This is a genomic window from Streptomyces sp. NPDC107522 (assembly GCF_055657525.1).
Genome location: NZ_JBVKAU010000004.1, coordinates 500081 through 524486 on the forward strand (window position 1 = coordinate 500081; position 24406 = coordinate 524486).

The window sequence follows — 24406 nt, forward strand, 5'->3', positions numbered from 1 at the left end:
AGGGGCCCGGGGTGATCACCCCGGGCCCCTCGTGGTCAGTAGCAGTTACGGATCTTCCACACCGGGCCCCAGTCCTGGTCCTGGATGGAGCCCCCGACCGGCACGTTCTTCAGGACCTGGCCGTTCTGGCCGTAGAACGTCGCCGTGGCGCGGTCGCCGGTCTGCCTGTTCGCATAGCCTCCGACGCCCAGCCAGTTGGAGAGCGAGTAGGTGGCGCAGCGGTAGAGCTTGTACACCCGGTATGTGCCCGCCGTCGGGTCCCACACACGGGCGCAGAAGTTGCCCTCCGGGCAGGTGTACCCGGGACCCGGGTAGTAGAAGAAGTCCGCCGCCGGCGACACCGTCGGCGGAACCGCCGCCGCACCGACGCCGCCGACGGGCGAGGCCTCCGCGGCACCCGCGCCGGGAGCCAGGCCCACGGCCATCAGACCCACGGCGGTGACGGCCGTACTGAGCAGGGAACGTAGACGCATGAGCAGGAACTCCCCCCAGTGAGGTGGCACTCGGTCGCCCTCAGACTGGCTGCGGCTTCCGCGCCGCCGCCACACCTTGAAGCCGTGCCTTAAACGGAAGCCCCGGCGCCCTCGATGAGGGCGAGGCCCGTAGGGGTGATGGTGTGCAGGACGTTCTTGCTGCGGCGGACGCTCAGCAGCAGGCCCGCCCGGCGCAGTACGGCCGTGTGCTGGCTGACCGCCGCGCCGGAGATGCCGAAGCGCGCGGCGAGTTCGCCGGTCGTGCGGCCGGTGACGACGTCCTCCAGGATGGCGGCACGGGTACGGCCGATGAGGGCGCCCAGCTCCGCACCACTTTCCGTACCGCCTGCTTCGCCGGCCCAGCCGAGGGTGTGCTGGATCGGGTAGACCAGGACCGGCGTCAGGTCGGCGAGGGCGAGCGTCAGGGGTCTTCGCAGGCAGAAGAAGGACGGCTGCAGCAGCAACCCCCGCCCGCCCAGCCGCAGTTCGCGGTGGACCGGATAGTCGGCCTCCAGGACCGGCGGCTGCCAGCGCAGCACGGGCCGAAAGCCCGCCAGCAGACCGTCGGTGCCGCCCTCCAGCACCGCACGCGCGCGTACGGCCCGGTCGGCATCGACCTGCGCCCGGATCCGAGGCCAGAAGGGCGCGAGCGCCCGCCGGTGGTAGGCGTGCAGGACGGCACCCAGCCCGCGCAGCGCCTCGGGCTCCCCGTCGGCCAGGGCCCTGGTGCCGGGCGGCAGCGGATGTGGGCGGACGGGGGAGGCAGCGAGCCGGGCGAGGTCGCCGCGGAGCCGGGCCCGGGGCGTGCCGAGCACGGTGTCGACGGCGTGCGCCAGGTCGAAGGACCCGCGCAGGTCGGGGGTGAGGAAGTCCGGGAAGTAGCCCCGGGGCGGCAGCAGCGCGGCGAGCAGCCCGTGCACGGGGCCCACGCGCGGCCGTACGAGCCTGCGCCACTCGTCGAGGAGCAGCGGGGCGTCCGCACCGATCAGTGCCTGGAAGCTGGTGGCGATCTCCCAGAGGGGATCGGGGCCGGCGGCGACGCGCACGCGCGCGAGGTCGTCCGCGGTGAAGTGCACCCGCAGCATGGGGGTCTCCGATGGGGGTCGGTCATCGGACCCCATGACAGTGACCGAGCCGCACTTGTGAGAACAAGGCGGCATTCGGACACCCGGAGTCAGACGCTCTCCACCGTCTCCAGGTACAGCTTCACGAACCGGTCCACGTCCACGTCCAGCGCCACGTCCACCAGGTGCTGTTCGCGCAGCCCGGCGTGGATCTCGGACTCGCCGGGGCGCGGGCGGCGGTCGACGATCGTCTGGCCCCGGGTGGGGCCGGGGGCCAGGGAGACCTCGACCGGCAGGAGGCTGGTGGTGATGCCCGCCGGGTCCACGACCGTGCAGACCGCGCCCGCGTCGCCGATGCCGCCGGCCTCGGAGTCGTCCGCGACGTCCGGCGTCGCCGGGCGGTGGGCCAGCAGGTCGCCGGCGAGACGGGCGCCGGGCTCCGCGCTCGCCCGCAGCCGCCGTACGTCCGCCCCGGGGACCACGACCCGGCGGAACACGTCCAGGCCGTACATGGTGATCGGCACCCCGGCCGTGAGCAGGATCGCGGCCGCCTCCGGGTCGTGCCACACGTTGAACTCCGCGACCGGCGTGGCGTTCCCGCAGGCCACCGCGCCGCCCATGAAGACGATCCGCTCGATGTTGTGCGTGACCTCAGGGTGAGTGCGCAGCAGCAGGGCGATGTTGGTGAGTGGCGCGGTGGGGATCAGGGTCACCGGGCGTGGCGACGCCAGGATCTCGCGGCGCAGCAGCGTCACCGCGTCCACGTCGGCCGGAGCGCGGGTCGGGGCGGGCAGGCTCATGTCGCCCATGCCGTCGTCGCCGTGCACGTGCCGCGCCGAGCGCGCGGGCTCGATCAGCGGGCGGGCGGCGCCCCGGGCGACGGGAATCTCCGGGGCGCCGGCCTGCTCCAGCACGGTCAGGGTGTTGCGTACGACGCCGTCCACGTCCGTGTTCCCGGCCACGCAGGTCACCGCGCGCAGGTCGAGCCCCGGGTGGCGTACGGCGAACAGCAGCGCGAGGGCGTCGTCTACGCCGGTGTCGCAGTCAATGATCACGGGACGAGTCCTCTTCGGTTCCACGGCGTTGACCTTACGGCGTTGTGCGTCGCCGTAGGTCGGGGAGCGGAGCGCCGTGGGGGTTTGGGTTCGTAGCCGTCCGACGGTCGTCTGTGGCCTGTCGCGCAGTTCCCCGCGCCCCTGGGGTACCTGTCCGCAGCGTTCTCATTGCGCGCCCCAGAGCTCGGTGCCGCGTGCCGCCAGGTGGGATGCGATACGACCCACCAGCTCCGCTCCCGGCAACGACCCCGGCTTCCGGCCGTCCCTCAGGCGTACGGCCGCCAGGTCACCGTCCTCCGCTGCCTCCCGCTCGCCGATCACCGCCTGGTATGGCACGAGGCGGGCGGCGCGGATGCGGGCGCCGAGGGTGCCGTGTTCGGGGCCGGCGAGTTCTGCGCGCAGGCCCTGTTCGAGGGCCCGGCGCAGCAGCTTCTCGGCCTGCTCGACCTGCTCCTCCGCGACCGGGAGGATCACCAGTTGCACGGGGGCCAGCCACGCCGGGAACGCGCCTCCGTGCTGCTCGATCAGGTGCGCGACCGCGCGCTCCACGCTGCCGATGATGCTGCGGTGGACCATGACCGGGCGGTGCTTGGCGCCGTCGGGGCCGATGTAGTGCAGGTCGAAGCGTTCGGGCTGGTGGAAGTCGATCTGGACGGTGGAGAGGGTGGCCTCCCGGCCCGCGCGGTCGGTGATCTGGACGTCGATCTTGGGCCCGTAGAAGGCGGCCTCGCCCTCGACGGCCTCGTACTCGATCCCCTCCAGAACCTCTTCCAGCAACGCGGTGGCCCGGCGCCACAGCTCAGGGTCGGCGACGTACTTGCCCCCGTCCCCCGGCAGGGACAGGCGGTACCGGGCCGCGCGGATGCCGAGGTCGGCGTAGGCGCGGGCGATGAGGTCGAGGGCGGCGCGGGCCTCTTCCGCCGCCTGTTCCAGGGTGCAGAAGATGTGGGCGTCGTTGAGGTGGATGGCCCGGACGCGGGTGAGGCCGCCGAGGACACCGGACAGCTCGGAGCGGTACATGCCACCCAACTCCGCCATGCGGTAGGGGAGTTCGCGGTAGCTGCGGGAGCGGGAGCGGTAGATCAGGGCGTGGTGCGGGCACAGGCTGGGGCGCAGGACGACCTGTTCGGCGCCCAGTTCCATCGGCGGGAACATGTCCTCGCTGTAGTGGTCCCAGTGCCCGGAGATCTCGTACAGCTCCCGTTTGCCGAGCACGGGCGAGTACACGTGCCGGTAGCCGGCCTCGCGTTCCGCCTCGCGGATGTACTCCTCCAGCACATGCCGGACGATCGCGCCGTCGGGCAGCCAGTAGGGCAGGCCCGCGCCCATCAGGGGGTCGGTGTCGAAGAGGCCGAGCTCGCGGCCGAGGCGGCGGTGGTCGTGCGAGGCGTTCATGGCTACTCCTCCAGGTGAACGGACGAGCACCCCACGACAAAACCCCGGGGCACTCGCCCCGGGGCTTCGGATTCGCTCAGCTTTCAGCGCGGCGCCGGGACGGGGTCCGGCGTCGTCGTGAGAGACGGGTTCGCGCGCTGCATGGGGCGACGGTAACAGGGGGTGACTGAGGGTGCGATTGATTTTCACGATCCACATCACCAGCGTGAAGTCATGCGATTGCGCTCAGCTACAGAGGAGGTCGCCGACCTCACCCCACGCGTAGCCGTCCGCGACTCCAAGAACCCCGCCCACGGCACCCTCACGCTCTCGCCGGAGGCCTACGCCGCCTTCATCGGCTACGTCCGCTTCGGCGCGGGACGCCCAACGTCCTGACCAGCTGGGCCAGTTCCTCGCGGAAGAGCTTGTCCGGGCTGTTGGTCTGCGTGTGCATGTGGCCGTAGATCTCCAGCGACACGAGGCCGTGCAGGTGCCCCCAGATGCGCAGGGCGAGGGCGACGGCTGCGGGCGGCAGGTCGGGGAAGGCGGGGCGGACCTTGTCGAGGAGCCCTGCGTCGAAGTCGGACCAGTCGAAGGCGCTGTCCTCGTAGAGGTGTTGGGCGTGGGGCCATGCGGCTGCCGCCAGTGCCGTGAGGCCGGTGCAGACCCGGCGTGCGGCATCCGGGGCGGGGCCGCTTTCGGGGGCGTGGTAGCCGGGGACGGGGTCGCCGTAGACGAGGCGGAAACCCTGGGGGTTGGCCAGGGCCCAGTTCCGGAAGGCGCTCGCCCACGCCTCGATCCGGACGGCGGGATGCGTGGCCGGAGCGGCCTCCCACGCGGCGTCCACGGCGTCGGCAAGCGCGGTGTACACGTCGTTGATGAGCGTGGTGACCAGGTCGTCCCGGGTCGCGAAGTAGCCGTAGATGGCGTTGGCGGTCATGCCCATCTCGCGGGCGATGGCCCGCAGGGTGATGGCGTCCGGGCCGCCCGAAGCCATCAGGGCCAGTGCCACCTTCTTGATCTCGGCCGTCGTCTCGGCGCGTAGCCGCTCGCGCCTTCCTCTGCTGCCCGTGACTGTCACAACGGCCACTCTACAGCGTCCACTTACTTAGCCCTGTCCATAAACTTCACGGCGTATAGTTTTCGCACGGCGTCACCTCCGTGGCGTCCATGTCTGCATGCACAGGGGAGAACCATGCACATCGGAGTCATCGGAGCCACGGGCACCATCGGCAGCCGGGTCGTCGCCGAGGCCCTCGAACGGGGCCATCAGGTCACGGCGTTGAGCCGGGACGCCGCTCGGGCGCAGCGCGAGGAGAGCCGGGCCAACATCACCTGGACGAGCGTCGACGTCCTGGACCCGAAGAGCGTCGCGGGCGTCCTGCCCGGGCTCGACGTCCTGATCAGCGGGTTCCAGCCGGGCAATGCCGCCAGGGACTTCGCGGACACCGTGCGGCGCTCGATCGCCGACCCGACCGTCTACGCGGCGGCGGCGCGGGCCCTGCTGAAGGCTCTGGAGAGCCACCCGCGCACCCGCCTCATCGTGATCGGCGGCGCCGGCAGCCTGGAAATCGAACCGGGCATGGTGCGCGCGGACTCCGACGAGCTGCTGCACACCGCCCTCGACCAGCTCGGCCTGCCCCGCGAGTACGCGGCGGCGGTTCGCGGTCACCGCGACGCCCTGAACGTCCTGCGGACCTCGAACCGGCTGTGGACCTACTTCAGCCCCGCGGAGGAGATCGGCCCCGGCGAGCGCACCGGCCGCTTCAGGACCGGCGGCGACCAGCCGGTCCTGGACGCCGACGGCCGCAGCCGTATCTCGGTGGAGGACGCGGCCGTCGCCCTGATCGACGAGGCGGAGCTGCCCCGCTTCGTCCAGCGCCGCTTCACCGTCGGCTACTGACGGCCGCCCCCGTCACCCGGACGGCCCGGCGCACTGGTGGACGTACGGGCGTGGTGGTGCCTTAGGAACACGAACAGGTAGCTGATCTTGAGCGCACCCTCGACGCCCGCACAGGAGGCTCGCGATGCCCCGTCCCTCGGCCCGCACCGTCATCGCCTCGACGCTCTCGGTCGGACTGCTGAGCGCGTCCGCTTGTACGGGCACCGGGCTGGACAAGGCGATCAGGGGTGTCCCCGACGCGGTGTCCCCCGCGGTGACCGCCGGCACGCCGCGGACTCCCGCCGCCGCGCCCACGCTCACCGAGGCCCAGGCGCGGGCCGCCCTGATCAGTGAGGACGACCTGGGCGAGCCCTGGGTGCCCACCGAGGGCGGCGCGACCTGGCGGGACGCCATGCTCAAGGCGAGCACCGAGTCGGCGGACTGCGGGCGGCTGCTCGACGCCCTGTACGCGGAGGAGCTCTTCGGCCCCGACGCCCGTACGCGCGCGTCGGTCGGCCTGGACGACGAGTGGGACGAGGCCCAGCTGCGCTACCAGGTCGTGGCCCATCGGACCGAGGACATCGACCGGACGCTGGCGTGGCTGGGCAGCCTGCCGGACGAGTGCGGAGAGTTCACGGCGACCGCGCGCGGCGGGACGATGACGGTGGAGGTGAGCGAGGCGGAGATGCCGGAGGTCGGGGACGCCCGGCAGGGGCTGCGGGTCGTCCTCAGCGCCGTCTCCGAGTACGACGAGGCGCCCATGCTCACGCTGCATGTCGCCGCCGTCCGTGTGGGCGACGACGCGATCACCATCACCAACGGCGGCCTCGGCGACGTACCCGCGGATGCCACCGCGGCGGCCGTCGAACTGGGCGCCCGGCGGCTGGCGGAGGTCAGGAAGCGGGGGCGGGAGCGCGTCTAGGCGATGCCCTCGACCGCGTCCTTGGCCTCCTTCAGGCCCGCCCCGGTGATCTCCCGGTAGACCTTGATCGCCTGGATCTTCTTCCCGTCCCGCACGAGGGCCACGACCTCGTTCATCCGCGGGTCCTCCGCACGCAGTCCCAAGTGGTCGATGACCAGGTCGAGTTTGCGCTCGACGCGGGCGACTCGCTGGTCGGCCTGGGAGATCCGGCTCTGGACCGTCAGAACGGCCGCGAGGCCGACCAGGGCGATGAAGGCAGCTGCTATGTCCATGGGTGATGATCTTAGGCGCGTGCGCCGGTGGCCCGGCCCGGTCGAGTACGACCCGGCCCCGGTCGAGCACGGCCTAGTCCCGGTCGAACCGCAGTCGATGCGCCACCACGTCCCGTGCCACGTCCAGTGCCATGCGCCCGTGCGCGAACGCGTGGGCGCGCAGCCGGGCCAGCGCCTCGCCCGTGCCGATGCCCAGCTGGGCCATGATCATGCCGGCCGCCTGGAAGACCCGGTCGTGGTCGGTGGCGAGGCCGCTCAGCCAGCGTTCGTCCTCCAGGTCGCCCGCCTCATCCGCGCGCGGCAGCGCCATCAGCGCCACGGTCATCATCCCGGCCATCAGCCGGGCCGTCCGCAGCTCCCGGTCGTCGAGGCCGCCGGGGGTGTCGCGGTAGAGGTCGAGCGTGCCCACGCACACCGAGTCGGTACCCAGTGGCATCGAGTAGACGGCCCGTACGCCGGCGGCCGTGGCCTGCTGGGCGAAGACCGGCCAGCGCAGGACGTCCCGCCCGCTCGTCAGGTCGCAGGCGAGCACGGGTGCACCGCTCTCCGCCGCGGACTGGCAGGGACCGTCACCCAGAGTGGCCTGGAGCTCGGTCACATACGCGGCCTGCGCACTGCTCGCACCCAGCTGGACGGGCATGCCGTCGCTGTGCAGCGACACGCTCGCGCCGGTCACGGGCAGCAGCTCCACGGCTACGTCGCACAACCGGGCCGGAACCTCGCCGGGTCCGACACCGCGTACGCCTTCGGCGAGCGCGTCCATGGCACCGCCGCGCCCTCGCCCTGGCTCACCACGCTGATCATCTCTGGGCCGCACGGCAGCCTCCTCAGTCGAGCGCGGCCTGTCGGTCCAAGGGGCCCTCCGGCGGCCACCCCACCGCCCGCCCCGGATGACGCCCGACTACCCGTGGGCCGCATCGCAAAACCCGTGCGGGCTACAACACCTTGAAGGGGTCCCAGGGGCGTCCCAGTGGAGCGTCACCGCTTCTCGTAAGGGCTCGCCGGCTGCGTGACCCGCCGTACCGACGCGGCGTCCAGGACGGGCGGCCAGGCCCCGTCCGTGCCGAGTTCGCCCCTGGGACGCCAGGTCCCGGTGACGGTGACCCAGGTGTCGGCGGGCGGCGCGTCCGCGCCCCGGATCTCGACCTTGCTGGTGGTGGCGTCGGCGGCACAGCAGGCGACCAGGAGGCGGGTGACGTACCAGGTGCCGTTGTCGTCGCTGGTGACGAAGCCGGTCATGCGGACCGTGCGGCCCGCCAGGGACCGCCCGCTGTCGTAGATCGCCCGGGAACTGAACTCCCCCAGCGTGAGCTCCACCGTGTCCCCGGCCGGCAGCGCCGGGAACGTCCCGACCCCTTGCGCCGCCCGCTGCGCCGCCTCGCGTTCGGCGCTGTAGGAGCCGAGGGCGGGGGGCGGGAAGAGGAGGAGAGCGAGGGCGGGGAGGGTGAGGAGCCAGGCGATGCGGGGGCTGTGGCTGTCGCCGTGGCTGTTGCTGTGGTCGTGACCGTGGTCCAGTCGTACGACCGCCGCGACGACCCCCAGCGCGACCAGCACTACCCCGGACACCACCAGATACGGCCGCAGCGCCTGCTGCACATACCGCAGGTACAGCTCGCTGAAGAGTGAGATCCGCAGGATCGCCGCGCCCGTCAGGAGCAGCAGCACCGCCGGTCCGTGCCGCCTCACAGCAGCCACCACCCCACCAGCGCACTGCTCGCCACGGCCACCACCCACGTCACGGACGAGAACCGCAGGGCGAAGGCCCGGCCGAACGTCCCGGCCTGCAGAGCGATCAGCTTCAGGTCCACCATCGGCCCGACCACCATGAACGCCAGCCGCGCGGTCGGGGAGAACCCGCTCAGCGAGGCGGCGACGAACGCGTCCGCCTCGCTGCACACGCACAGGACGACCGCCAGCAGCGCCAGGAGCAGCACCGACAGCCACACCGACCCGGTGAAGAGATCCAGAACGGACCTCGGCACCGCGATGTTGAAGGTCGCCGCGGCCGCCGCGCCGAGGACGAGGAAGCCGCCCGCGTGCAGGAAGTCGTGCTGGAGCCCGGCGGTGAAGGCGCGCAGGCCGGAGGCGGTGGGTTCGGTGTGCCGCTTGGGTGGCCGCAGCCACTCCTCGCGGCCGAACCGGGCCCACAGCCAGCCCATCACCACGGCGGTGGCCAGCGAGGCGACGAACCGGGCGAGGACCATCTCCGGCTGCCCCGGGAAGGCGACGGACGTGGCGACCAGCACGACCGGGTTGATGGCGGGCGCGGACAGGAGGAAGGCGAGGGCGGCCGCGGGGGCGACGCCGCGCCTCATCAGACTCCCGGCCACCGGCACGGACGCGCACTCGCAGCCGGGCAGGACGACACCGGCCGCGCCCGCGACAGGCACAGCGAGGGCCTGGTTCCGGGGCAGCAGCCGGTTGAAGACCTTCTCCGGCACGAAGGCCCCGATCGCCGCCGAGACGACCGTGCCCAGCAGCAGGAACGGCACGCCCTGCACCGCGATCGCCGTGAAGACGGTCCACCAGGCGGCGACGGGCGGGGTGTAGAGGTCGAGGGCGAGCATGGGGCCGAGCACCGAGACGACTGTGACGATGGCGAGGAGCGCGGCGCCGCCGAGCACGGCGTACACGAGCGCGCGTACGACGAGACGCAGCCCGTCGACCACGGTCCGCTGGTTCTCCACGCGCCTGTCCCCACCTGTCCGGCCCTGTTCGCATGCCCCGCGCAGGTTAACCGGTGGGAGCTGTGCGCAGCCTCGGGTTCCTCACAGAGGCGGCTGTGCGGGAGCCGGGCCGAGCGTCGTGGTGCCGGGGGCCGTGCGGTGGCCCAGGCCCGTGCGGTAGGCGTCCAGGGCCGCCTCCACCCGGCCGGTGCGGCGCAGCAGGTCGCCGAGGAGGCGGCACAGGTCGGCCAGGTCGCAGGCCGCGCCCGCGCGTTCCAGGAGGCTCAGGGCGCGGACGTAGTGCTCCTCGGCGGTCTCGGTGTCGTGGGTGTCCTCGGCGATGATGCCGAGGAGCCGGTGGGCGGCGGCGGAGTGCAGGGCGCCGCGCTCCGGGCTGAGGTCGCTGAGGACCTCGTGGAGGAGGGTGGCGGCCTCGTCGGACTTGCCGCGGCGGTGCAGTACGTCGGCCAGTTCGACGGCGACCTGGCTGGTGTAGAGGGCGGCACGCTGGGCGGTGAGCATGGCCCGGGCTTCGCGCAGCTCGGCCTCGGCGCGGTCCAGGTCGCCGTTCTGGGCGTAGACGTAGCCGCGCATCCAGTGGCAGTTGGCGAGTTCCGTGCGCAGCTGGAGCCGGCGGTAGAGCTCGGCGGCCTTGGCGAGGGAGGCGTCGGCCTCGGCGATGCGGCCCTCGGCGAGCAGGGTGCGGGCGACCGAACGGTGCATGCGGGCCACCAGGGCGGGGTCGCCGGCCTGCGGGGCGAGGGCGAGGGCGTACTCGGCGGCCTGGGCGGCGCGGGCGTGGGCGCCCATGTCCATGTAGGGGCCGATGGCACTGGCGTAGAGCAGGAGCAGGGCGTCGGGGTCGTGCAGGCCGCCGCGGTTCAGCTCGTCGAGGGTGGATTCGAGGAGGTAGACGGCGTAACGGAGCTCCCCGGCGAGGTAGTGGGACACGGCCCTGCCGCGCAGGGCCGGGACGCGGGCGGGCAGCGGGGCGTCGGCTTCGGCGAGCACCTGCTCGGCCCGCTCGAAGTGGCGCCGGGCCTCGGTCAGTTCGCCGGTGTCGAGACCGCACTCGCCGAGTCCGAGCAGCGCGTCGGCCTCCACGTCGAGGAGCTCGTGCTCGCGCGCCTCGGCGAGCAGGGCGGCGTACTGCTCGGCGGCCGCCTCGGCCTCTCCGGTGGCGAGCGTGCGCTGCGCTCCGGTCAGACGCAGCCGCAGATCGGTGGCGAGATGGGCGGGCCGCCCGGTCGCCAGCTCCTCGAAGCCGACGCCGAGCCGGCCGGCGAGATGCCTCAGCGCCTCGTCGGAGGGCCGTACCCGGCCCGCCTCCAGCGTGGAGATGTACGCCGGCGTGTAGGCCGGCTCGGCCAACTGCCGCTGGGTCAGCCCGCGTTCGACGCGCAGCTGCTGCACCCGGCGTCCGATGACCCGCGGGTCGTCACGCTCGGCCATCGCCCCAACTCCCCCAGCACCCCTTGCCGTTCGGCTTGGACCACCCCTAGGTTAAACCGTGTATTAAACGTGCTTAATACATTCCTGCTGAGAGCTGCCCGAGCTGCTGAGAGGTCGCCGTGCTCGAACGCACCAGCACCACCGAGCGTTACACCCGAGGCGTCGCCGCCGCAGTGGTGGCCGTGGTGACGCTGATCCTGGCGGCGAACGCCGGGCCGGCGAGGGCGGCGGAGCCGGGCGCGGCGTACCAGGTCAAGGACGCCGTGCCCGCCCAACGCCCGGTGCCGCCCGCGCCGTAGGGCCTGTCAGTGCGTGAGCCGTCGGAGCCCCGCCAGGCGTACGCCCAGATGTCGATCACCGGGTTGACGCGCACCACACGCTTGAACGGCTGCCAGGTCACGGCGATGGCGCTGCACACCGGGATGGACTTCTCGCTGCGGCGCTCGTAGGACGTGGTCCGCTCCCAGCCCCACTCGTAGCTGAAGTCGCCGCCGAGCTTGCCGGTGAAGATGCCCTTGACGAGGGAGCCGTCGATGGCGGCGCCCGGAGCTTCCCTTGTCTCTCACCTGTCTCTTACGCACCCTTTGACCTGGCTGTCAGCGCCATGACCTAGCCTTCGATCACTCAGGGCGGCACGCGTGCCCTCTTCTGCCGCGGCCGCCCCTCACTTCTTTCGTTCCGGGGGGTTCGAAACCACCGTGCGCAGACGCACTCTCCCCGCCGCGACAGCGCTCGCGGTCCTGTTCAGCTCGGTCGCGCTGATCGCGACCGGCGCCGGGTCGGCCGCGGCCGACTCCAGCACCACCCTTCCCCTGAAGTCGACCGGCGACATGGTCGTCGACGGCGTTCACCAGCGGGTCTTCATCAGCGACCCGAGCGCCGGGCAGGTCGTCGTCACCGACTACGCGGGCTCGGTCGTCGGCACCGTCGGCTCGCTGCCCGGCGTCCGCGGCCTGGAGCTGTCGCCCGACTCCGGCACCGTGTACGCAGCCGTGGGCAACGCCGACGCCATCGTCGCCATCGACACGGCGACCGCGACCGAGGCCCACCGCTACTCCACCGGCACCGCCGACCCGCAGTACCTCGCCGAGACCGGCGGCAAGATCTGGTTCGGCTACGGCGGCGCCGCCCAGGGCCAGATCGGCTCGCTCGACCTGAGCGGCACCGACCCGGTCGTCACCCTGAACCAGGCGCCCACCAACGCCTGGTACTCCGCCCCGATCCTGGACGCCTCCGCCGGCGCGCCCGGGACGCTCGTCGCGGGCGCCCCCGGCCAGAGCCCGGTCGTCCTCGCGGTGTACGACGTGTCCTCGGGCACGCCGAGCGAGACGGCGCACGCCTTCGACCCCGGCAGCACGGGCGGCGGCAACCTCATGGACATGGCCGTCACGCCGGACGGCAAGGACGTCGTCACGGCCAGCGGCGCGCCCTACTACCAGGCCGTCTACAAGCTCTCGGACCTGTCCAAGGACGGCGCGTACACCACCAACCCGTACCCGAACGCGGTGGACATCGCGCCGAACGGCGACGTGGCGGCGGGCACCAGCTCGACCGACGAGCCGGACGTCCACGTCTTCAAGCCGGGCACCTCACTCGCGCTGAAGGAGTACAACCTCGGCTCGGACCAGCTCGCCGCGCGCGGCCTGGCCTGGGCGCCGGACGCGAGCAAGCTGTTCGCGGTGTCCCGCACCGGGGGTGACGCCTACGCACTGCACGTCTACGACGACCCGGCGAAGGTGTCCTCGACCCTCACGGTGAACGCGCCGGCCACCGCCACCCGCGCCAAGCCCCTCACCCTCACCGGCTCGCTGACCTCGTCGGCGGCGTTCCCGGCGGGCACGACGGTCTCCGTCACCCGCACCGACGCCGAGTCCCCGAGCGGCAAGGCGCTCGGCACGGCGACCGTCGCCGCGGACGGCTCGTACTCCTTCACCGACACCCCGCCGGCCGGCGGCACGGTCAAGTACACCGTCGCGTACGCGGGCGACGCCGACCACGCGGGTGCCACGGCGTCCGGCTCGGTGAGCGTCGCCAAGACGGCGACCACGCTGACGCTGAACAACAACCTCAAGACGTACGGCTACGGCAGCTACGTCACCTTCACCGCGCACCTCGGCACCACCTACAAGAACCGCACGGTGGAGATCTGGGCCGACCCCTACGGCTCGGACAAGCCCAACGCGCTGGTGAAGAAGGGCACGGTCGACGCGAACGGCAACCTGTCGGCGACGGTCCACCTCACCCGGGACGCCAAGGTCAGCGCGAAGTTCACGGGTGACACGCGGTACGCGGCGAAGACGGTGACGAACACCGTCTACACGAAGGTGAAGATCTCGACGTCGCTGAGCGGTTACTACAAGACGGCCACCGCCTGGAACGCGACGTACTACTACTTCCGCCAGTCCAAGGACCCGGTCTACAACACCACGATGACGCCGTACCCCGGCCGCAAGTACCAGTTCCAGGTCCAGGCCTTCTCCGACGGCGCCTGGCACACCACGGACACCGAGTACTTCGCGCTCGACTCCTACGGCAAGGACTCGGTCGTCCTGGACGGCACCCCGCCCACCGGCGTCCGCTTCCGGCTCCGCTCCTCCTACATCGACACGAAGTCGGGGGACAACGTCAACACGACGACGTACGGCGGCTGGAAGTACTTCGTCTTCACCCGCTGACTCACCCGCTGACCTGCAGCTGCCGCAGCTGCTGAAGGACGTTCTCCAGCGCGCCCCGCCGCCGTCCCGGCACTCGGCCCCGTAGCTCCGCGAGCACGGGGCCGAGTTCACGTGCGGGGGCGGCGTCCTTGATCTGACCCCACTGGTGATGGGCCCGGTCGACGGCGGCCTCGACCGCGGGCGCGTCCGGCGCCTGCCCCGCGGAGAGCCGGGCGGAAGCAACCGTCAGCCAAGTCCGGCAACTGCGCACCGCGTCCCCCGCCAGCATCGCCAGATCCGCCCGCACCTCGATCCAGTGCAACGCCTCCTCCGACGCCGGCCCATGCGCCCGCAGAGCAACCTGCTCATGATGAGCAGCCAACGCCTCGGCTTCACCATGCCGCCCGGCTTCGGCGGCCGCGGCGATTACGGCGTGGGGGTCGGTGGGGGCAGGGAGCTGTGCCGAGGTGAGGAGGGCGGGGCTGTGCGCGGGCATCGGAGGGATGCTTTGCGCGGGAGTCGGCGCGAGGTCGGGCGCGGGAGCCGGCGCGAGGTCGGGCGCGGGAGTCTGTGCGGAGCTCTGCTCCGGCTGTTGCGTCAGTAGCTGCGCGGGACCCTGTGCCGGGGTAGGTGAGAGGCTCTCCGGCGCGTGCGGCGGGAGAACCTGCGCAGGACTCCCCGCCGGGGTCGGCGCAGAGGCATCGGGCGACTGCTGAGGGGGAACCTGCGCAGCACCGTGCCCCGCGACCGACGCCGGCCCTTCCGAGGACTGCTGAAGCAAGACCTGCGCGGGAGCGGGCGCCGCGACCGGCGCCGCACCTTCCGAGGACGCCTGAGGCGAAACCTGCGCCGCAGTCGGCGTGGGACTCTCAGGCGGCAGCACTTGCGCAGTGGCCCCTGCCGGGACCGACGCAGGAAACTCCGGCGGTAGCGGCGGTTGCTGGGTCAGGACCGGCGTGGGCCCCTGCGCCCGGGTCGACGTGGGGTTCTCCGGCGGCAGGACCTGTGCCGGACCCCCCGCCGGGATCGCCGCAGAGCCCTCCGGCGGCAGCGGCGGTCGCTGGGTCAGGACCGGCGTGGGCCCCTGCGCCCGGGTCGACGTGGGGTTCTCCGGCGGCAGGACCTGTGCCGGACCCCCCGCCGGGATCGACGCAGGAACCTCCGGCGGCAGCGGCGGTCGCTGGGTCAGGACCGGCGCGGGCCCCTGCGCCCGGGTCGACGTGGGGTTCTCCGGGGGCAGGACCTGTGCCGGACCCCCTTCCGGGGTCGCTGCAGAGCCCTCCGGCGGCAGAACCTGTGCCTGTGGCGGGACCCGTACCGAGCTGTGTGGGCGTAGGTGTACGGGCGGCTGGGCGACGATGTGCGGGGGGATGTGCGCGGGGCTCTGGGCTGTCAGGACGATGTCGGTGCCTGGGCCGCCCTCGGGGGAGATGCGGGACAGTGCCTGCTGGTGGAGTTGGTCGAGGGGTGGGCGGTGGCCGCTGCGCAGGAGGGTGGCGACGGCCTTCATGTACGTCGGCCCCGCCAGCGTGCGGCGGCTCGGCGGCGGGGCGATACGGCCGTAGACCGCGCTGTTGCGCCCCGAGTCGAGGGGGTTGGCGCGCAGCCACTGCCAGGTCTCGGCGTCGGCGTGCAGGTCGAGGAGGAGGGTCGTCGAGCCCGGTGCGCGCAGGCGCAGTTCCTCGCGGATCCAGTGCCAGGGGAAACCGGTGTAGCGGATGGTCGTCGGGGTCGTGCGGGCCAGTGCCAGGTGGGGGAGGTGCTGGCGGCGGTCCAGGTGCAGCTGGCCGGTGACGAAGACGGAGAGCGGGGCCGGGGAGGCCGCGGCGGCGCGCAGGCGGGTGAGGACGGCCTGCGGTTCCAGGGGGTCGGCCAGCTCCACGACGTTCGCCGTGTCCGTTCCCGACAGCACCGTGGGCGGCACCGCGGCGAGGACGGGGAGCACGGAGGCGGCGTCCACCAGACAGCCCTTGCCCGCCGGGGCGGCGGCCAGCAGCAGCACGGTTCCGGGCATCGGTCCCTCCCCATCCCCCGTCGATCACGTACGGCAGCACCGTAACCGCTGCGGCTGCGAAGCGGGATCTCAGGACTGGGTGCGCCCGATTCCGTCCCCATTCCCCACACCATTCCCGACAACCGCTCTCCGCCGTACCGCGAACACCGTCGTGTCGTCGGCCAGCCGCCCGCCGCAGTGCCGCAGCGTCCGCTCCCGGACGAACGCGACCAGCCGCGCGGGACGAGCGAGGCCGGGGTCGGCGGCGACGGCCGCGGCGACCTCGGCGGCGAGCGGGTAGAAGGCGCCGGTGCCGTCCCGCGCCTCGGTCACCCCGTCCGTGGTCAGCAGCAGCGTCTCGTCGGGTGCGAGGGGCACACGCAGCACCGGCGGCGGACCGTCGGTGGGGGCGAGTTCACCGAGGCCGAGGGGGAGCCCGTGGTCGGGCGGCAGGGACCGTACGCCGTCGGGGCCGACGACGAGCGGGGCGTCGTGCCCGAGGACGACGGCGTCCATCACGCCCGGATCGTCCTCGGGGAAGTCGAGCAGGACCGCCGTGGCGAACCGGTCGCCCTCCTCCCTGCCGAGCGCCGTGCGCATACGGATGTGCCGCTGCATCCGCACTTCCAGCCGCGCGGCGACCGCCGTCAGGTCGGCCTCGTGATAGGCGGCCTCCCGGAACGTGCCGAGCAGCGCGGCCGCCGCCTCCACCGCGCCCAGCCCCTTGCCCTGGACGTCACCGACGATGACGCGGGTGCCGTGCAGGCCGGTCTGGATGTCGTAGAAGTCGCCGCCGACCCGGGCCTCGCTGTCGGCGGAGAGATACACCCCCGCGTGGTCGAGGCCGCCCCAGCCCGGCGGCAGCGGACGCAGCACGGTACGGCGGATGGTCTCCGTGACGTCCTGCATGTGCAGCATGCGCCGCTCGCCGCGCACCCGGACCACGCAGGCCAGCGTGGCGAGGACACCGCCGATGCCGGCGAGGCAGAGGTCGGGCAGGCCGGCCTGGTACTCGTGCGGCAGCACGGCGTCCGCGGCGACGTACGAGGCGGGCGCGAGCACCGCGAACACGGCCGTCCCCCACACCCCGCAGATCGTGGCGGCGATACCGGGCACCAGCACGATCCAGGACAGGATCCGGAAGTCGCTGCTGGTCCTGAAGTCGACCAGCACGATGCCGACGAGCAGCAGCAGCGGGGGCACCCAGGCGACACTGCGGCCGCGCACGCGCAGCAGCGTGGCGCCCTGCGGGCCGGCTCCACCGTCGCTTACGGCCCTCATGGGCTTCAGCGAAGCACGCCGTGGGTTCGGCCGCATCCGGGTGCCCGGCGTTTTCCCGGGTACCCGGCGTTTTCGTGACCGTGCCTGGGGGCTGCCGCCCCCAGACCCCGCTTCGGCCCTGAACGGGCCTCGTCCTCGAACGCCGGACGGGCTGTTTTTCGGCACCGCCGACTTGCCTGTGGCCCGCCCCCGGTGTGCCCTTGAATGCGGGGCGAGGAGAGAGGAGTGCTCTCATGGCTCATGCGGCACCCGCGTCCCGTCGAGGGACGTCAAGGACGGCGGCGACCGGCCCGAGCGGCCTGCCCGACGTGTTCAGTGTGCGGACGCACCGCATCGCGAGCGTCGCCGTGCCGATCGTCCTCGGCCTCGTCTACGGCTACTGGGCCGCGGCGAACCGGCGCTCCGGCGGCGAGATCACCGGCTGGAACCTGCTCTTCGGCTTCGTCACCGCGCTCGCGTTCATGGTGCTGTACGTCGCCGTGCGCGAGATCGCCTCACGCACGATCCGCGAGGTGCACGCGATCATGTGGGGCGCCTTCCTGGGCGGCGCGTTCGGGTTCCTGTACAACCAGAGCGGCAACACCGTGCTCAAGTCCTCGGCCATGGGGTTCGTGATCGGCGCGGTCGTCTTCGTCGTGCTGTTCTACCGCTACTACACCCACGAGGACGCCCGAGGCCGCCGTATCCGATGACGGACATCGGATGACGGACAACAGGTGACGGACGCACGGATCGGCCCCGGTCGCCGATGGCGCCGGGGCCGACCCGTTCCCCTTCATCCACCCACAGGTTGGTCTCTCTGATCCATGAGACACCCGTTCGGGTGAACGCTCCACCGGAGAGCGCGACAGTGCGGCCGTATGCAGGCACACGACTGGCGCTCCCGCCCCCGCGCCTCTTGCCTGGGAACGTGTCCACCCACGTGCCCACCCCTGTTCCGCCCACCCCTGTGCGGAACGCCCTGTCGGCAGCGCTGATCGCCCTGTCGTGCCTCCTCCTGCCGTGCGGCGCACTGGCGGCCTGGGTGACGTACGGGCTCGCCGACACCGGCCGCTACGTCACCGCGATGGCGCCGCTCGCCGCGGATCCGGCCGTGCAGGGCGCGGTGGCGGACGCCGTGGGGGCCGGGCTGGTGCACGAGGTCGCGCCCCGGCTGGGCCACGAGCTCGACACCCGCGACGAGGACGGCACCGTACGGCCCTTCGTGCACGACGCGGTGCGCTCGTTCACCCGGACCGAGGCCTTCCGCACGGCATGGGAGGCGGGCAACCGGGCGGTCCACGACGCCGTGCTGAGCGCCCTTCAGGACGGGCGCGACCGCACGGTCACCGTCGACCTCGCCCCGGTCACCGCCCAGGTCAAACGCCGGCTCGCCGAGGACCACGTGCCGTTGGCGCGGCACATCCCGGTCGAGCACACCGAGGTCGCCGTGCTTCCGGCCGCGGAGCTGGACCGGCTCAGGAAGGGGTACGACGTGCTGGAAGTCGCCGGTTTCTGGCTGCCCGTCTCGGCCGTCGCCCTGGCTGCGGCCGGCATCGCGGTCGCCGCCTGCCGACGCCGCGCGGTCACGGCGACGGCGCTGGGGACGGCTCTCGGCGGTGCGTTCCTGCTGCTCACGGTGGCGATCGGCCGCCGGCTCACACTGGCCGACCTGCCCGACGCGGCCCACCGCCCGGCCGCGGGCGCGGTCTACGACGCCCTGACGCAGACCCTGCGCACGGTGTCCTGGCTGCTGATCGCCCTCGGCCTGACGGCGGCCCTCGTCTGCCGCCTCACGGAACTGCTCGCGCGACGCCGGCGAGCGTCCGCAACGCCCACCGCGGACCCGGCACCGGGACCGGGACCGGGACCGACGCGAGCCCGAGTCTGACGACGCCCGGCATACGCTCTCACCCACTCACTCACGAACCACGTCGCACGACACCGGCCAACGTCCGCAGCGCACGCCGCAGTTCCGGCTCCGGGGCCGACGCGAGTCCGAGTCTGACGGCGTCCGGCGTGCGGTTCGGGTCGACGGCGAAGGCGGGGCCCGGCGTCACCGCGATGCCGTGTGCGGCCGCCGCGGCCGTGAAGGTGTCCGCGCGCCACGGCGCGGGCAACTGCCACCAGGCGAAGAGGGCGCGCGGATCGGACCGTACGGCGAACCCGCGCAGTTCCTCGCCGACGATCCGCTGCCGGTGCGCGGCATCCGCCCGCTTCGCCGCGACCAGCCGCCGCACCGTCCCGTCCCCGATCCACCGCACGGCCGCCTCCACCGCGAACCGCCCCGCGCTCCACCCCCCGGACCGCACGGCCGCCGCCAGCGCCTCGACACGCTCCTCGGGCGCCACGACGAAGCCGACGGTGAGCCCGGGGGCGACACGCTTGGAGAGGCTGTCGACGACATGGGTGAGGCCGGGCGCGTGGGCGGCGAGGGGGTCGGGCGGCGGATCGGCGAGGAACGACCAGATGCGGTCCTCGACGACGGGGATGTCCAGCGCGCGGACGGTGGCGGCCAGGTGGCCGAGCCGCTCGCCGCTCATCGTGAGGGACGTCGGATTGTGCAGCGTCGGCTGGACGTAGAGGGCGGACAGCGGGGCACCGCGGTGGACGGCGGCGACGGACTCCGGACGCACCCCGCCCTCGTCCGCCGCGAGCGCGACCAGGGTGACGCCGAGCCGGGCGGCGATCTCCTTGACCAGGGGATACGTCAGCGGTTCGACACCGAGCCGCCCGCCGGGCCGGACGAGGGAGGCGAGGGTGGCGGCGATGGCCTGGCGGGCGTTGCCGGTGAAGACGACCTGGGCCGGAGCGGGGCGCCAGCCGGGGGTGGTGAGCAGGGAGGCGGCGGCTTCCCTGGCGGGAGCGGTGCCGAGGGCGGGGGCGGGGCGCAGGGCGTCGGTCAGGACGTCGGGGCGCAGGAGCGGGGCGAGGGTGGGGGCGAGGAGCTCCGACTGGCCGGGCGCGGAAGGGTAGTTGAGCTCCAGGTTGACCACCTCCGCGGCCACCTCCGCGGTCGCGGACTCGACGAGCGAGCGCCCGGTCCCCGACGGGGCGGCCCGTACGAAGGTGCCGCGGCCCACCTCGCCGACCACCAGCCCGCGCCGGACGAGTTCGGCGTACACCCGCCCCGCCGTCGACCCGGCGATCCCGCGCCGCCGGGCGAACACCCGCTGCGGGGGCAACCGTTCGCCGGGCTTGAGCCGTCCGGCGGTGATGTCGTCGGCTATGCGGTCGGCGAGGTGCCGGTAGTCGTTCACGTGCTCTCCCCCTGACATTGCACCGAGGGCAAAGATCTTATTGCACCGAGGAGTTGAGCCGATCTAGGGTCGTTCACATGAGCCCCTTCCTCGCATACGAGGACAAAGGCGCCGATTCCGCATCGGTTCCCCTCGTCCTCGTCCACGGCCACCCCTTCGACCGCACGATGTGGGCCCCGCAGATCGAGACCTTCTCCGCCACCCGCCGGGTCGTCGCCCCCGACCTGCGCGGCTACGGCGCCTCCCCCGTCGTACCCGGCATCACCCTCCTCTCCGACTTCGCCGGGGACATCGAGGCCCTGCTGGACGACCTGAAGGTGGAGACGTGCGTGCTGGCGGGCCTGTCGATGGGCGGCCAGATCGTCATGGAGTGCTACGACCGCTTCCCCGACCGCATCCGGGGCCTGGTCCTCGCGGACACCTTCCCGGCGGCGGAGACGGCCGAGGGCAAGAAGGCGCGGGGCGCCATGGCGGACCGCCTGCTGCGCGAGGGGATGCGCGGATACGCCGACGAGGTGCTGGAGAAGATGGTCGCGCCGTACGCGGACGCCGAGGTCAAGGCCCACGTCCACCGCATGATGACGGCGACGCCGCCCGAGGGTGCCGCGGCGGCCCTGCGCGGCCGCGCCGAACGCCCCGACTACCGCGAGCTGCTGACCCGCGTCACGGTCCCGGCCCTGGTGGTCGTGGGCGCGGACGACGCCTACACCCCCGTCTCCGACGCGGAGGCGATGCACGCCGCACTCCCGGACTCGGCCCTGCGGGTGATCGACGGCGCGGCACACATGCCGAACCTGGAACGGCCGGAGGAGTTCAACGAGGCGCTGGGGGCGTTCCTGGCTCGTATCGACGGGTGACCCGCACCCCACTCGGGAACGGCTCGACCGCTCACAGCCATGTTCATGAAAGCCGACCCGACGACGGCGAGGGGGGCCGGGACCCCTCCCGCGCAACCTTCGCCCCACGGCCACCGTCTTTGAGGGAGAATCCGGACATCCCACCAGCGAACGGAAGGCCGGGCCTTGGAGACTGCGGCTGCCGAGTGGACGGCTTCCCCGGACGGCATGCCGGGACGGCGGCGTCGGCGGCGGCTCGGCGTCTGGTCGGCCGCCCTGCTGATGCTGGGCGTCAGCACGGTCGTCGGCTGCCGTGTCGCCGACACCGACGGCATCACCCCGATCCCGCAGCTCCTCGCCTTCCTGCCCTGGCTGCTCGTGCCCGCCGGCCTCGCGCTGCTCCTGACGCTGTTCTCGCGCTGGTGGATCGGCGTCGTGTGGGCCGTCGCGCTGTTCGGGCTGCTGGCCTGGTTCATCGAGCCGTACGGAAAGACCGGCCGGCCGGACGGTCCCCCGCTCGCCTCCTTCAGGGTGCTGACCTCGAACGTCGAGTTCGGACACGCGACCGAGGCCCTCGTCACCGCCGTCCGCCGGGAGAAACCGGACATCGTGTTCGTCCAGGAGTGCGAGCACACCTGCGACGCCACGCTCAGGGAGGCCCTCGGCACCGACTATCCGCACCGGGCGGCCCAGGTGGCCGACGGCTCGGGGGGCTCGGTCGTCCTCAGCCGCTTCCCGCTCACCCCCGCCGACGGCGTCCCCGGCACCATGGCCATGCCCGGCGCCGTGGCCGACGTACGCGGACACGCCGTACGGCTGCAGCTCGCCCACCCGATGCCGCCGATGCCGGGCGGCATCGACCTGTGGCGCCGGGAACTCGACGCGCTGCACGACTTCGCCGCCGAGGCCGACCGCACGCCCCTGGTGCTCGCCGGCGACTTCAACGCCTCCCAGGACCACGCCGCCTTCCGCCGCATCCTCGACACCGGCCTGCGCGACGCCGCCCGGCTCACCGGCCACGACCGCACCCCCAGCTGGCCGACCCTCACCACCCCGGCCTTCGGGGCCCAGATCGACCACGTGCTCCTCTCTCCCGACTTCTCCGCCCGCACCGCCCGCTTCCTCGACCTGCCCGCCACCGACCACCGCGCCCTGCTCGTCGACCTCACCCTTCACACGGGATGAGGTGAACGACGAGCCGAACAAGGGTGCTCATAATGGGGCGCATGCCCCGCGAGTTCCCCATCGGCCTCACGCCCCCCGACTGGCTGGTGCGGAACCTCCGGGCCCAGCCGGCCCCGGTCAACCGGCCGGCCATGGTCCGCGCCGCGATCGCGATGGCCCTGCCCCTGGCCGTCGGCCTCGCCGTCGACCGCCCCGCCTACGGCGCCCTCGCCTCCATGGGCGCCCTCAACGGCGTCCTCAGCGACACCGCCGCCGCGTACCGCATCCGCATCCCCACCATCGCGATCCCCCAGCTCTTCGGCGCCGTCGGCATCACCCTCGGCTCCCTGGTGCACGGCCACGGCTGGGTCGCCGTCGCCGCCGTCACCGGCGTCGCCCTGGTCTCCGGGATGATCTCGACGATCGGCGCGGTCGCCTCCGTGTCGGGGCTGGTGCTGCTGCTGACCTGCGTGGTCGGGGCGGGACTGCCGATGCCGGGCGAGTGGTGGCTCGCGCCGCTGCTGATGGCGGGAGGTGGGCTGCTCGTGCTCGTCCTCGCCCTGCTCGCCTGGCCGCTGCGGCAGGGCGTGCCGGAGCGGGCCGCGGTCGCGGACACCTACCGGGCGGTCGCCGAGCTGCTGACGGCCGTCGGCGGTGGCACCCGGACGTACGACGACGCCCGCCACGCCGTCACCCAGTCCCTGAACCAGTCGTACGACACCGTCCTCGCCCACCGCGCCCGCCACCACGGCCGCAGCCCCGAACTCGCCCGGCTGCTCGCCCAGTTGAACGCCATCACCCCGGTCGTGGAGGCCGCTCCCGCCGCCCACCTCGGCGGTACCCCGCTCCCACCCGAGGTCCCGGAAGCCGTACGGCACCTCGCCTCCGCCGTCGAGACCGGCTACACGGGCCCCATAGGGCTCAAGCTCCCCGACCCCACGACCGAGACGACCCGCGCCGTCGACCACGCCCTGCGCCACGCCGCCGAGGTCGTCGCCGCCCCGGACGTCGACCCGCGCGGCATCGACGACCGCCTCGGCCGCCCGGCCGCGCTCGGCATCCGCGCCGCCCGCGCCGCCCGGAACGTCGCCCTCTCCGCCGCTTCCTGGCGCTACGGCCTGCGCCTGGCCCTGTGCATCGGACTGGCGCAGGCGCTGGTCTCCCTGATCCCGGTCCCGCGCTCGTACTGGGTCGCCCTGACCATCACCTTCGTCCTCAAGCCCGACTTCGGCTCGGTCTTCTCCCGCGCCCTGCTGCGCGCCCTCGGCACGGTCGCCGGCCTGGTGATCGCGGCGGCGGTGCTCTCCCAGGTGCCGCGCGGCTGGGCGGACGTACCCGTGCTGCTCCTGCTCGCGCCGCTGATCCCGGCGCTCACGCCCCGCGGCTACGGCTACCAGACGGCCGCCATCACCCCCGTGATCCTCCTCCTCTCCGACATCCTGAACCGCGAGGGCACCGCGCTCCTGCTGCCCCGCCTCGTCGACTCCCTCCTGGGCTGCGCGATCGCCCTCGTCGCCGGGTACCTGCTGTGGCCGGAGAGCTGGCACACCCGAGTCGGCGACCGGCTCGCGGACGCGGTCGAGGACACGGCACGCTACGTGGAGGCCGCCTTCGGCCCCGACCCCGTAGACCCCCCGGCCCGCGCCCGCATGCGCCGCCGCCTCTACCGCAACCTCTCCACCATCCGCACGGAATTCCAACGCGCCCTGACCGAACCCCCACCCACCGGCCGCCGCGCGGCGGCCTGGTGGCCCCTGGTCGTCGCCGTGGAACGCATCGTGGACGCGACGACGGCGGCACGCGTGCACGTGCGGTACGGGGCGACTCGGCCGTCTGCGGCCGAGGTGGACCAGGTCGCCCGTCAGCTACGGGAGTTGGCGGCGGGCGTACGCGAGGCCGAGACCCTGTACGCGGTCCGCACAGACCTCACGGGCCCGTCGGACAGCGTCCTGGAACCTCTACGGCAAGAAGTAGCAGCAGCACGCGCAATCGCGTCCCCGCACTAGAACGCCCTCAAGGGGCGCGGGGAACTGCGCGACCAGCCACATACAACCCGCACCCGCGCAACAAGACACACCA

General features: G+C 73.0%; 23 protein-coding genes and 1 pseudogene. 11 read left to right on the forward strand and 13 right to left on the reverse strand.

Translation table 11 applies throughout. The annotated features are described in order from the left end of the window. Positions 1-35 precede the first annotated feature (35 nt). The 4 genes from ACZ7L6_RS16325 to thrS all read right to left on the reverse strand — a co-directional run bounded on the left by ACZ7L6_RS16325 (position 36) and on the right by thrS (position 3987). Positions 36-473, reverse strand: a complete 438-nt coding sequence (locus ACZ7L6_RS16325; protein ID WP_471924268.1) for a hypothetical protein — start codon at positions 471-473, stop codon at positions 36-38. 89 nt (positions 474-562) lie between these two features. Then, positions 563-1558, reverse strand: a complete 996-nt coding sequence (locus ACZ7L6_RS16330; RefSeq protein WP_471924270.1) for an ArsR/SmtB family transcription factor — start codon at positions 1556-1558, stop codon at positions 563-565. A gap of 89 nt (positions 1559-1647) precedes the next feature. Next, entirely contained in the window at positions 1648-2592 is a 945-nt protein-coding gene (locus ACZ7L6_RS16335; RefSeq protein ID WP_471924272.1) for a nucleoside hydrolase, read from the reverse strand. Positions 2593-2757: 165 nt separating this feature from the next. Further along, positions 2758-3987 carry a threonine--tRNA ligase gene (thrS, locus tag ACZ7L6_RS16340; RefSeq protein WP_471924274.1) on the reverse strand — a complete coding sequence of 410 codons (1230 nt, stop codon included), beginning with the start codon at positions 3985-3987 and terminating at the stop codon, positions 2758-2760. Between the two features lie 213 nt (positions 3988-4200). Here thrS and ACZ7L6_RS16345 point away from each other — a divergent pair, with 213 nt between their 5' ends. Then, entirely contained in the window at positions 4201-4362 is a 162-nt protein-coding gene (locus ACZ7L6_RS16345; protein WP_471924276.1) for a DUF397 domain-containing protein, read from the forward strand. Here the strand turns inward: ACZ7L6_RS16345 and ACZ7L6_RS16350 are convergent. Beyond that, positions 4319-5047 (reverse strand): TetR/AcrR family transcriptional regulator, encoded by a 729-nt coding sequence (locus ACZ7L6_RS16350; protein ID WP_471924278.1) that lies wholly within the window; start codon positions 5045-5047, stop codon positions 4319-4321. The two genes, ACZ7L6_RS16345 and ACZ7L6_RS16350, sit on opposite strands and share 44 nt — an antisense overlap. Positions 5048-5161: 114 nt before the next feature. Here ACZ7L6_RS16350 and ACZ7L6_RS16355 point away from each other — a divergent pair, with 114 nt between their 5' ends. Both ACZ7L6_RS16355 and ACZ7L6_RS16360 read left to right on the forward strand, forming a co-directional pair. Further along, positions 5162-5869 (forward strand): NAD(P)-dependent oxidoreductase, encoded by a 708-nt coding sequence (locus tag ACZ7L6_RS16355; RefSeq protein ID WP_471924280.1) that lies wholly within the window; start codon positions 5162-5164, stop codon positions 5867-5869. Between the two features lie 124 nt (positions 5870-5993). Beyond that, a complete protein-coding gene (locus ACZ7L6_RS16360; protein ID WP_471924282.1) occupies positions 5994-6770 on the forward strand; it encodes a hypothetical protein in 777 nt (258 codons plus the stop codon). On the opposite strand, the gene ACZ7L6_RS16365 is transcribed toward ACZ7L6_RS16360, so the two are convergent. The 5 genes from ACZ7L6_RS16365 to ACZ7L6_RS16385 all read right to left on the reverse strand — a co-directional run bounded on the left by ACZ7L6_RS16365 (position 6767) and on the right by ACZ7L6_RS16385 (position 11160). Then, positions 6767-7042 carry a ribosomal protein L7/L12 gene (locus ACZ7L6_RS16365; RefSeq protein ID WP_471924284.1) on the reverse strand — a complete coding sequence of 92 codons (276 nt, stop codon included), beginning with the start codon at positions 7040-7042 and terminating at the stop codon, positions 6767-6769. The two genes, ACZ7L6_RS16360 and ACZ7L6_RS16365, sit on opposite strands and share 4 nt — an antisense overlap. A gap of 73 nt (positions 7043-7115) precedes the next feature. Beyond that, positions 7116-7805 (reverse strand): GAF and ANTAR domain-containing protein, encoded by a 690-nt coding sequence (locus tag ACZ7L6_RS16370; RefSeq protein ID WP_471924286.1) that lies wholly within the window; start codon positions 7803-7805, stop codon positions 7116-7118. A 215-nt stretch (positions 7806-8020) separates the two neighbouring features. After that, the gene (locus ACZ7L6_RS16375; protein ID WP_471924600.1) at positions 8021-8728 is read right to left on the reverse strand and encodes a TIGR03943 family putative permease subunit; all 708 of its coding nucleotides are present in this window, start codon (positions 8726-8728) and stop codon (positions 8021-8023) included. Next, positions 8725-9729, reverse strand: coding sequence for a permease (locus ACZ7L6_RS16380; protein WP_471924288.1), 1005 nt, complete (start codon positions 9727-9729; stop codon positions 8725-8727). Before ACZ7L6_RS16380 ends, ACZ7L6_RS16375 begins: the two co-directional genes overlap by 4 nt. A gap of 81 nt (positions 9730-9810) precedes the next feature. Further along, positions 9811-11160, reverse strand: coding sequence for a helix-turn-helix domain-containing protein (locus ACZ7L6_RS16385; RefSeq protein ID WP_471924290.1), 1350 nt, complete (start codon positions 11158-11160; stop codon positions 9811-9813). A 119-nt stretch (positions 11161-11279) separates the two neighbouring features. On the opposite strand from ACZ7L6_RS16385, the gene ACZ7L6_RS16390 reads away from it, so the two are divergent. From ACZ7L6_RS16390 to ACZ7L6_RS16400, 3 genes are all read left to right on the forward strand, one after another. Next, a complete protein-coding gene (locus ACZ7L6_RS16390; RefSeq protein WP_471924292.1) occupies positions 11280-11459 on the forward strand; it encodes a hypothetical protein in 180 nt (59 codons plus the stop codon). 9 nt (positions 11460-11468) lie between these two features. Then, positions 11469-11609 carry a hypothetical protein gene (locus ACZ7L6_RS16395; RefSeq protein ID WP_471924294.1) on the forward strand — a complete coding sequence of 47 codons (141 nt, stop codon included), beginning with the start codon at positions 11469-11471 and terminating at the stop codon, positions 11607-11609. Between the two features lie 249 nt (positions 11610-11858). Continuing rightward, the gene (locus tag ACZ7L6_RS16400; protein ID WP_471924296.1) at positions 11859-13835 is read left to right on the forward strand and encodes an Ig-like domain repeat protein; all 1977 of its coding nucleotides are present in this window, start codon (positions 11859-11861) and stop codon (positions 13833-13835) included. A gap of 1 nt (position 13836) precedes the next feature. Here ACZ7L6_RS16400 and ACZ7L6_RS16405 read toward each other — a convergent pair. Both ACZ7L6_RS16405 and ACZ7L6_RS16410 read right to left on the reverse strand, forming a co-directional pair. After that, positions 13837-14262 (reverse strand): annotated as a pseudogene (locus ACZ7L6_RS16405) (hypothetical protein); the annotation flags it as partial. A 1635-nt stretch (positions 14263-15897) separates the two neighbouring features. After that, positions 15898-17088 (reverse strand): PP2C family protein-serine/threonine phosphatase, encoded by a 1191-nt coding sequence (locus tag ACZ7L6_RS16410; protein WP_471924298.1) that lies wholly within the window; start codon positions 17086-17088, stop codon positions 15898-15900. 233 nt (positions 17089-17321) lie between these two features. On the opposite strand from ACZ7L6_RS16410, the gene ACZ7L6_RS16415 reads away from it, so the two are divergent. Then, positions 17322-17780, forward strand: a complete 459-nt coding sequence (locus ACZ7L6_RS16415; protein ID WP_471924300.1) for a hypothetical protein — start codon at positions 17322-17324, stop codon at positions 17778-17780. Between the two features lie 218 nt (positions 17781-17998). Next, on the forward strand, positions 17999-18958 hold the full coding sequence (locus ACZ7L6_RS16420) for a hypothetical protein (RefSeq protein WP_471924302.1): 960 nt from the start codon (positions 17999-18001) through the stop codon (positions 18956-18958). Positions 18959-18989: 31 nt separating this feature from the next. Here ACZ7L6_RS16420 and ACZ7L6_RS16425 read toward each other — a convergent pair whose 3' ends face one another. Then, a complete protein-coding gene (locus tag ACZ7L6_RS16425; RefSeq protein ID WP_471924304.1) occupies positions 18990-20327 on the reverse strand; it encodes an aminotransferase-like domain-containing protein in 1338 nt (445 codons plus the stop codon). A gap of 77 nt (positions 20328-20404) precedes the next feature. Here ACZ7L6_RS16425 and ACZ7L6_RS16430 point away from each other — a divergent pair, with 77 nt between their 5' ends. The 3 genes from ACZ7L6_RS16430 (at position 20405) to ACZ7L6_RS16440 (ending at position 24333) form a co-directional block, all read left to right on the forward strand. Then, positions 20405-21184 carry an alpha/beta fold hydrolase gene (locus ACZ7L6_RS16430; RefSeq protein WP_471924306.1) on the forward strand — a complete coding sequence of 260 codons (780 nt, stop codon included), beginning with the start codon at positions 20405-20407 and terminating at the stop codon, positions 21182-21184. A gap of 165 nt (positions 21185-21349) precedes the next feature. Then, a complete protein-coding gene (locus ACZ7L6_RS16435) occupies positions 21350-22348 on the forward strand; it encodes an endonuclease/exonuclease/phosphatase family protein (RefSeq protein ID WP_471924308.1) in 999 nt (332 codons plus the stop codon). Between the two features lie 41 nt (positions 22349-22389). Further along, on the forward strand, positions 22390-24333 hold the full coding sequence (locus tag ACZ7L6_RS16440; protein WP_471924311.1) for an FUSC family protein: 1944 nt from the start codon (positions 22390-22392) through the stop codon (positions 24331-24333). The last annotated feature ends 73 nt before the right edge of the window (positions 24334-24406 follow it).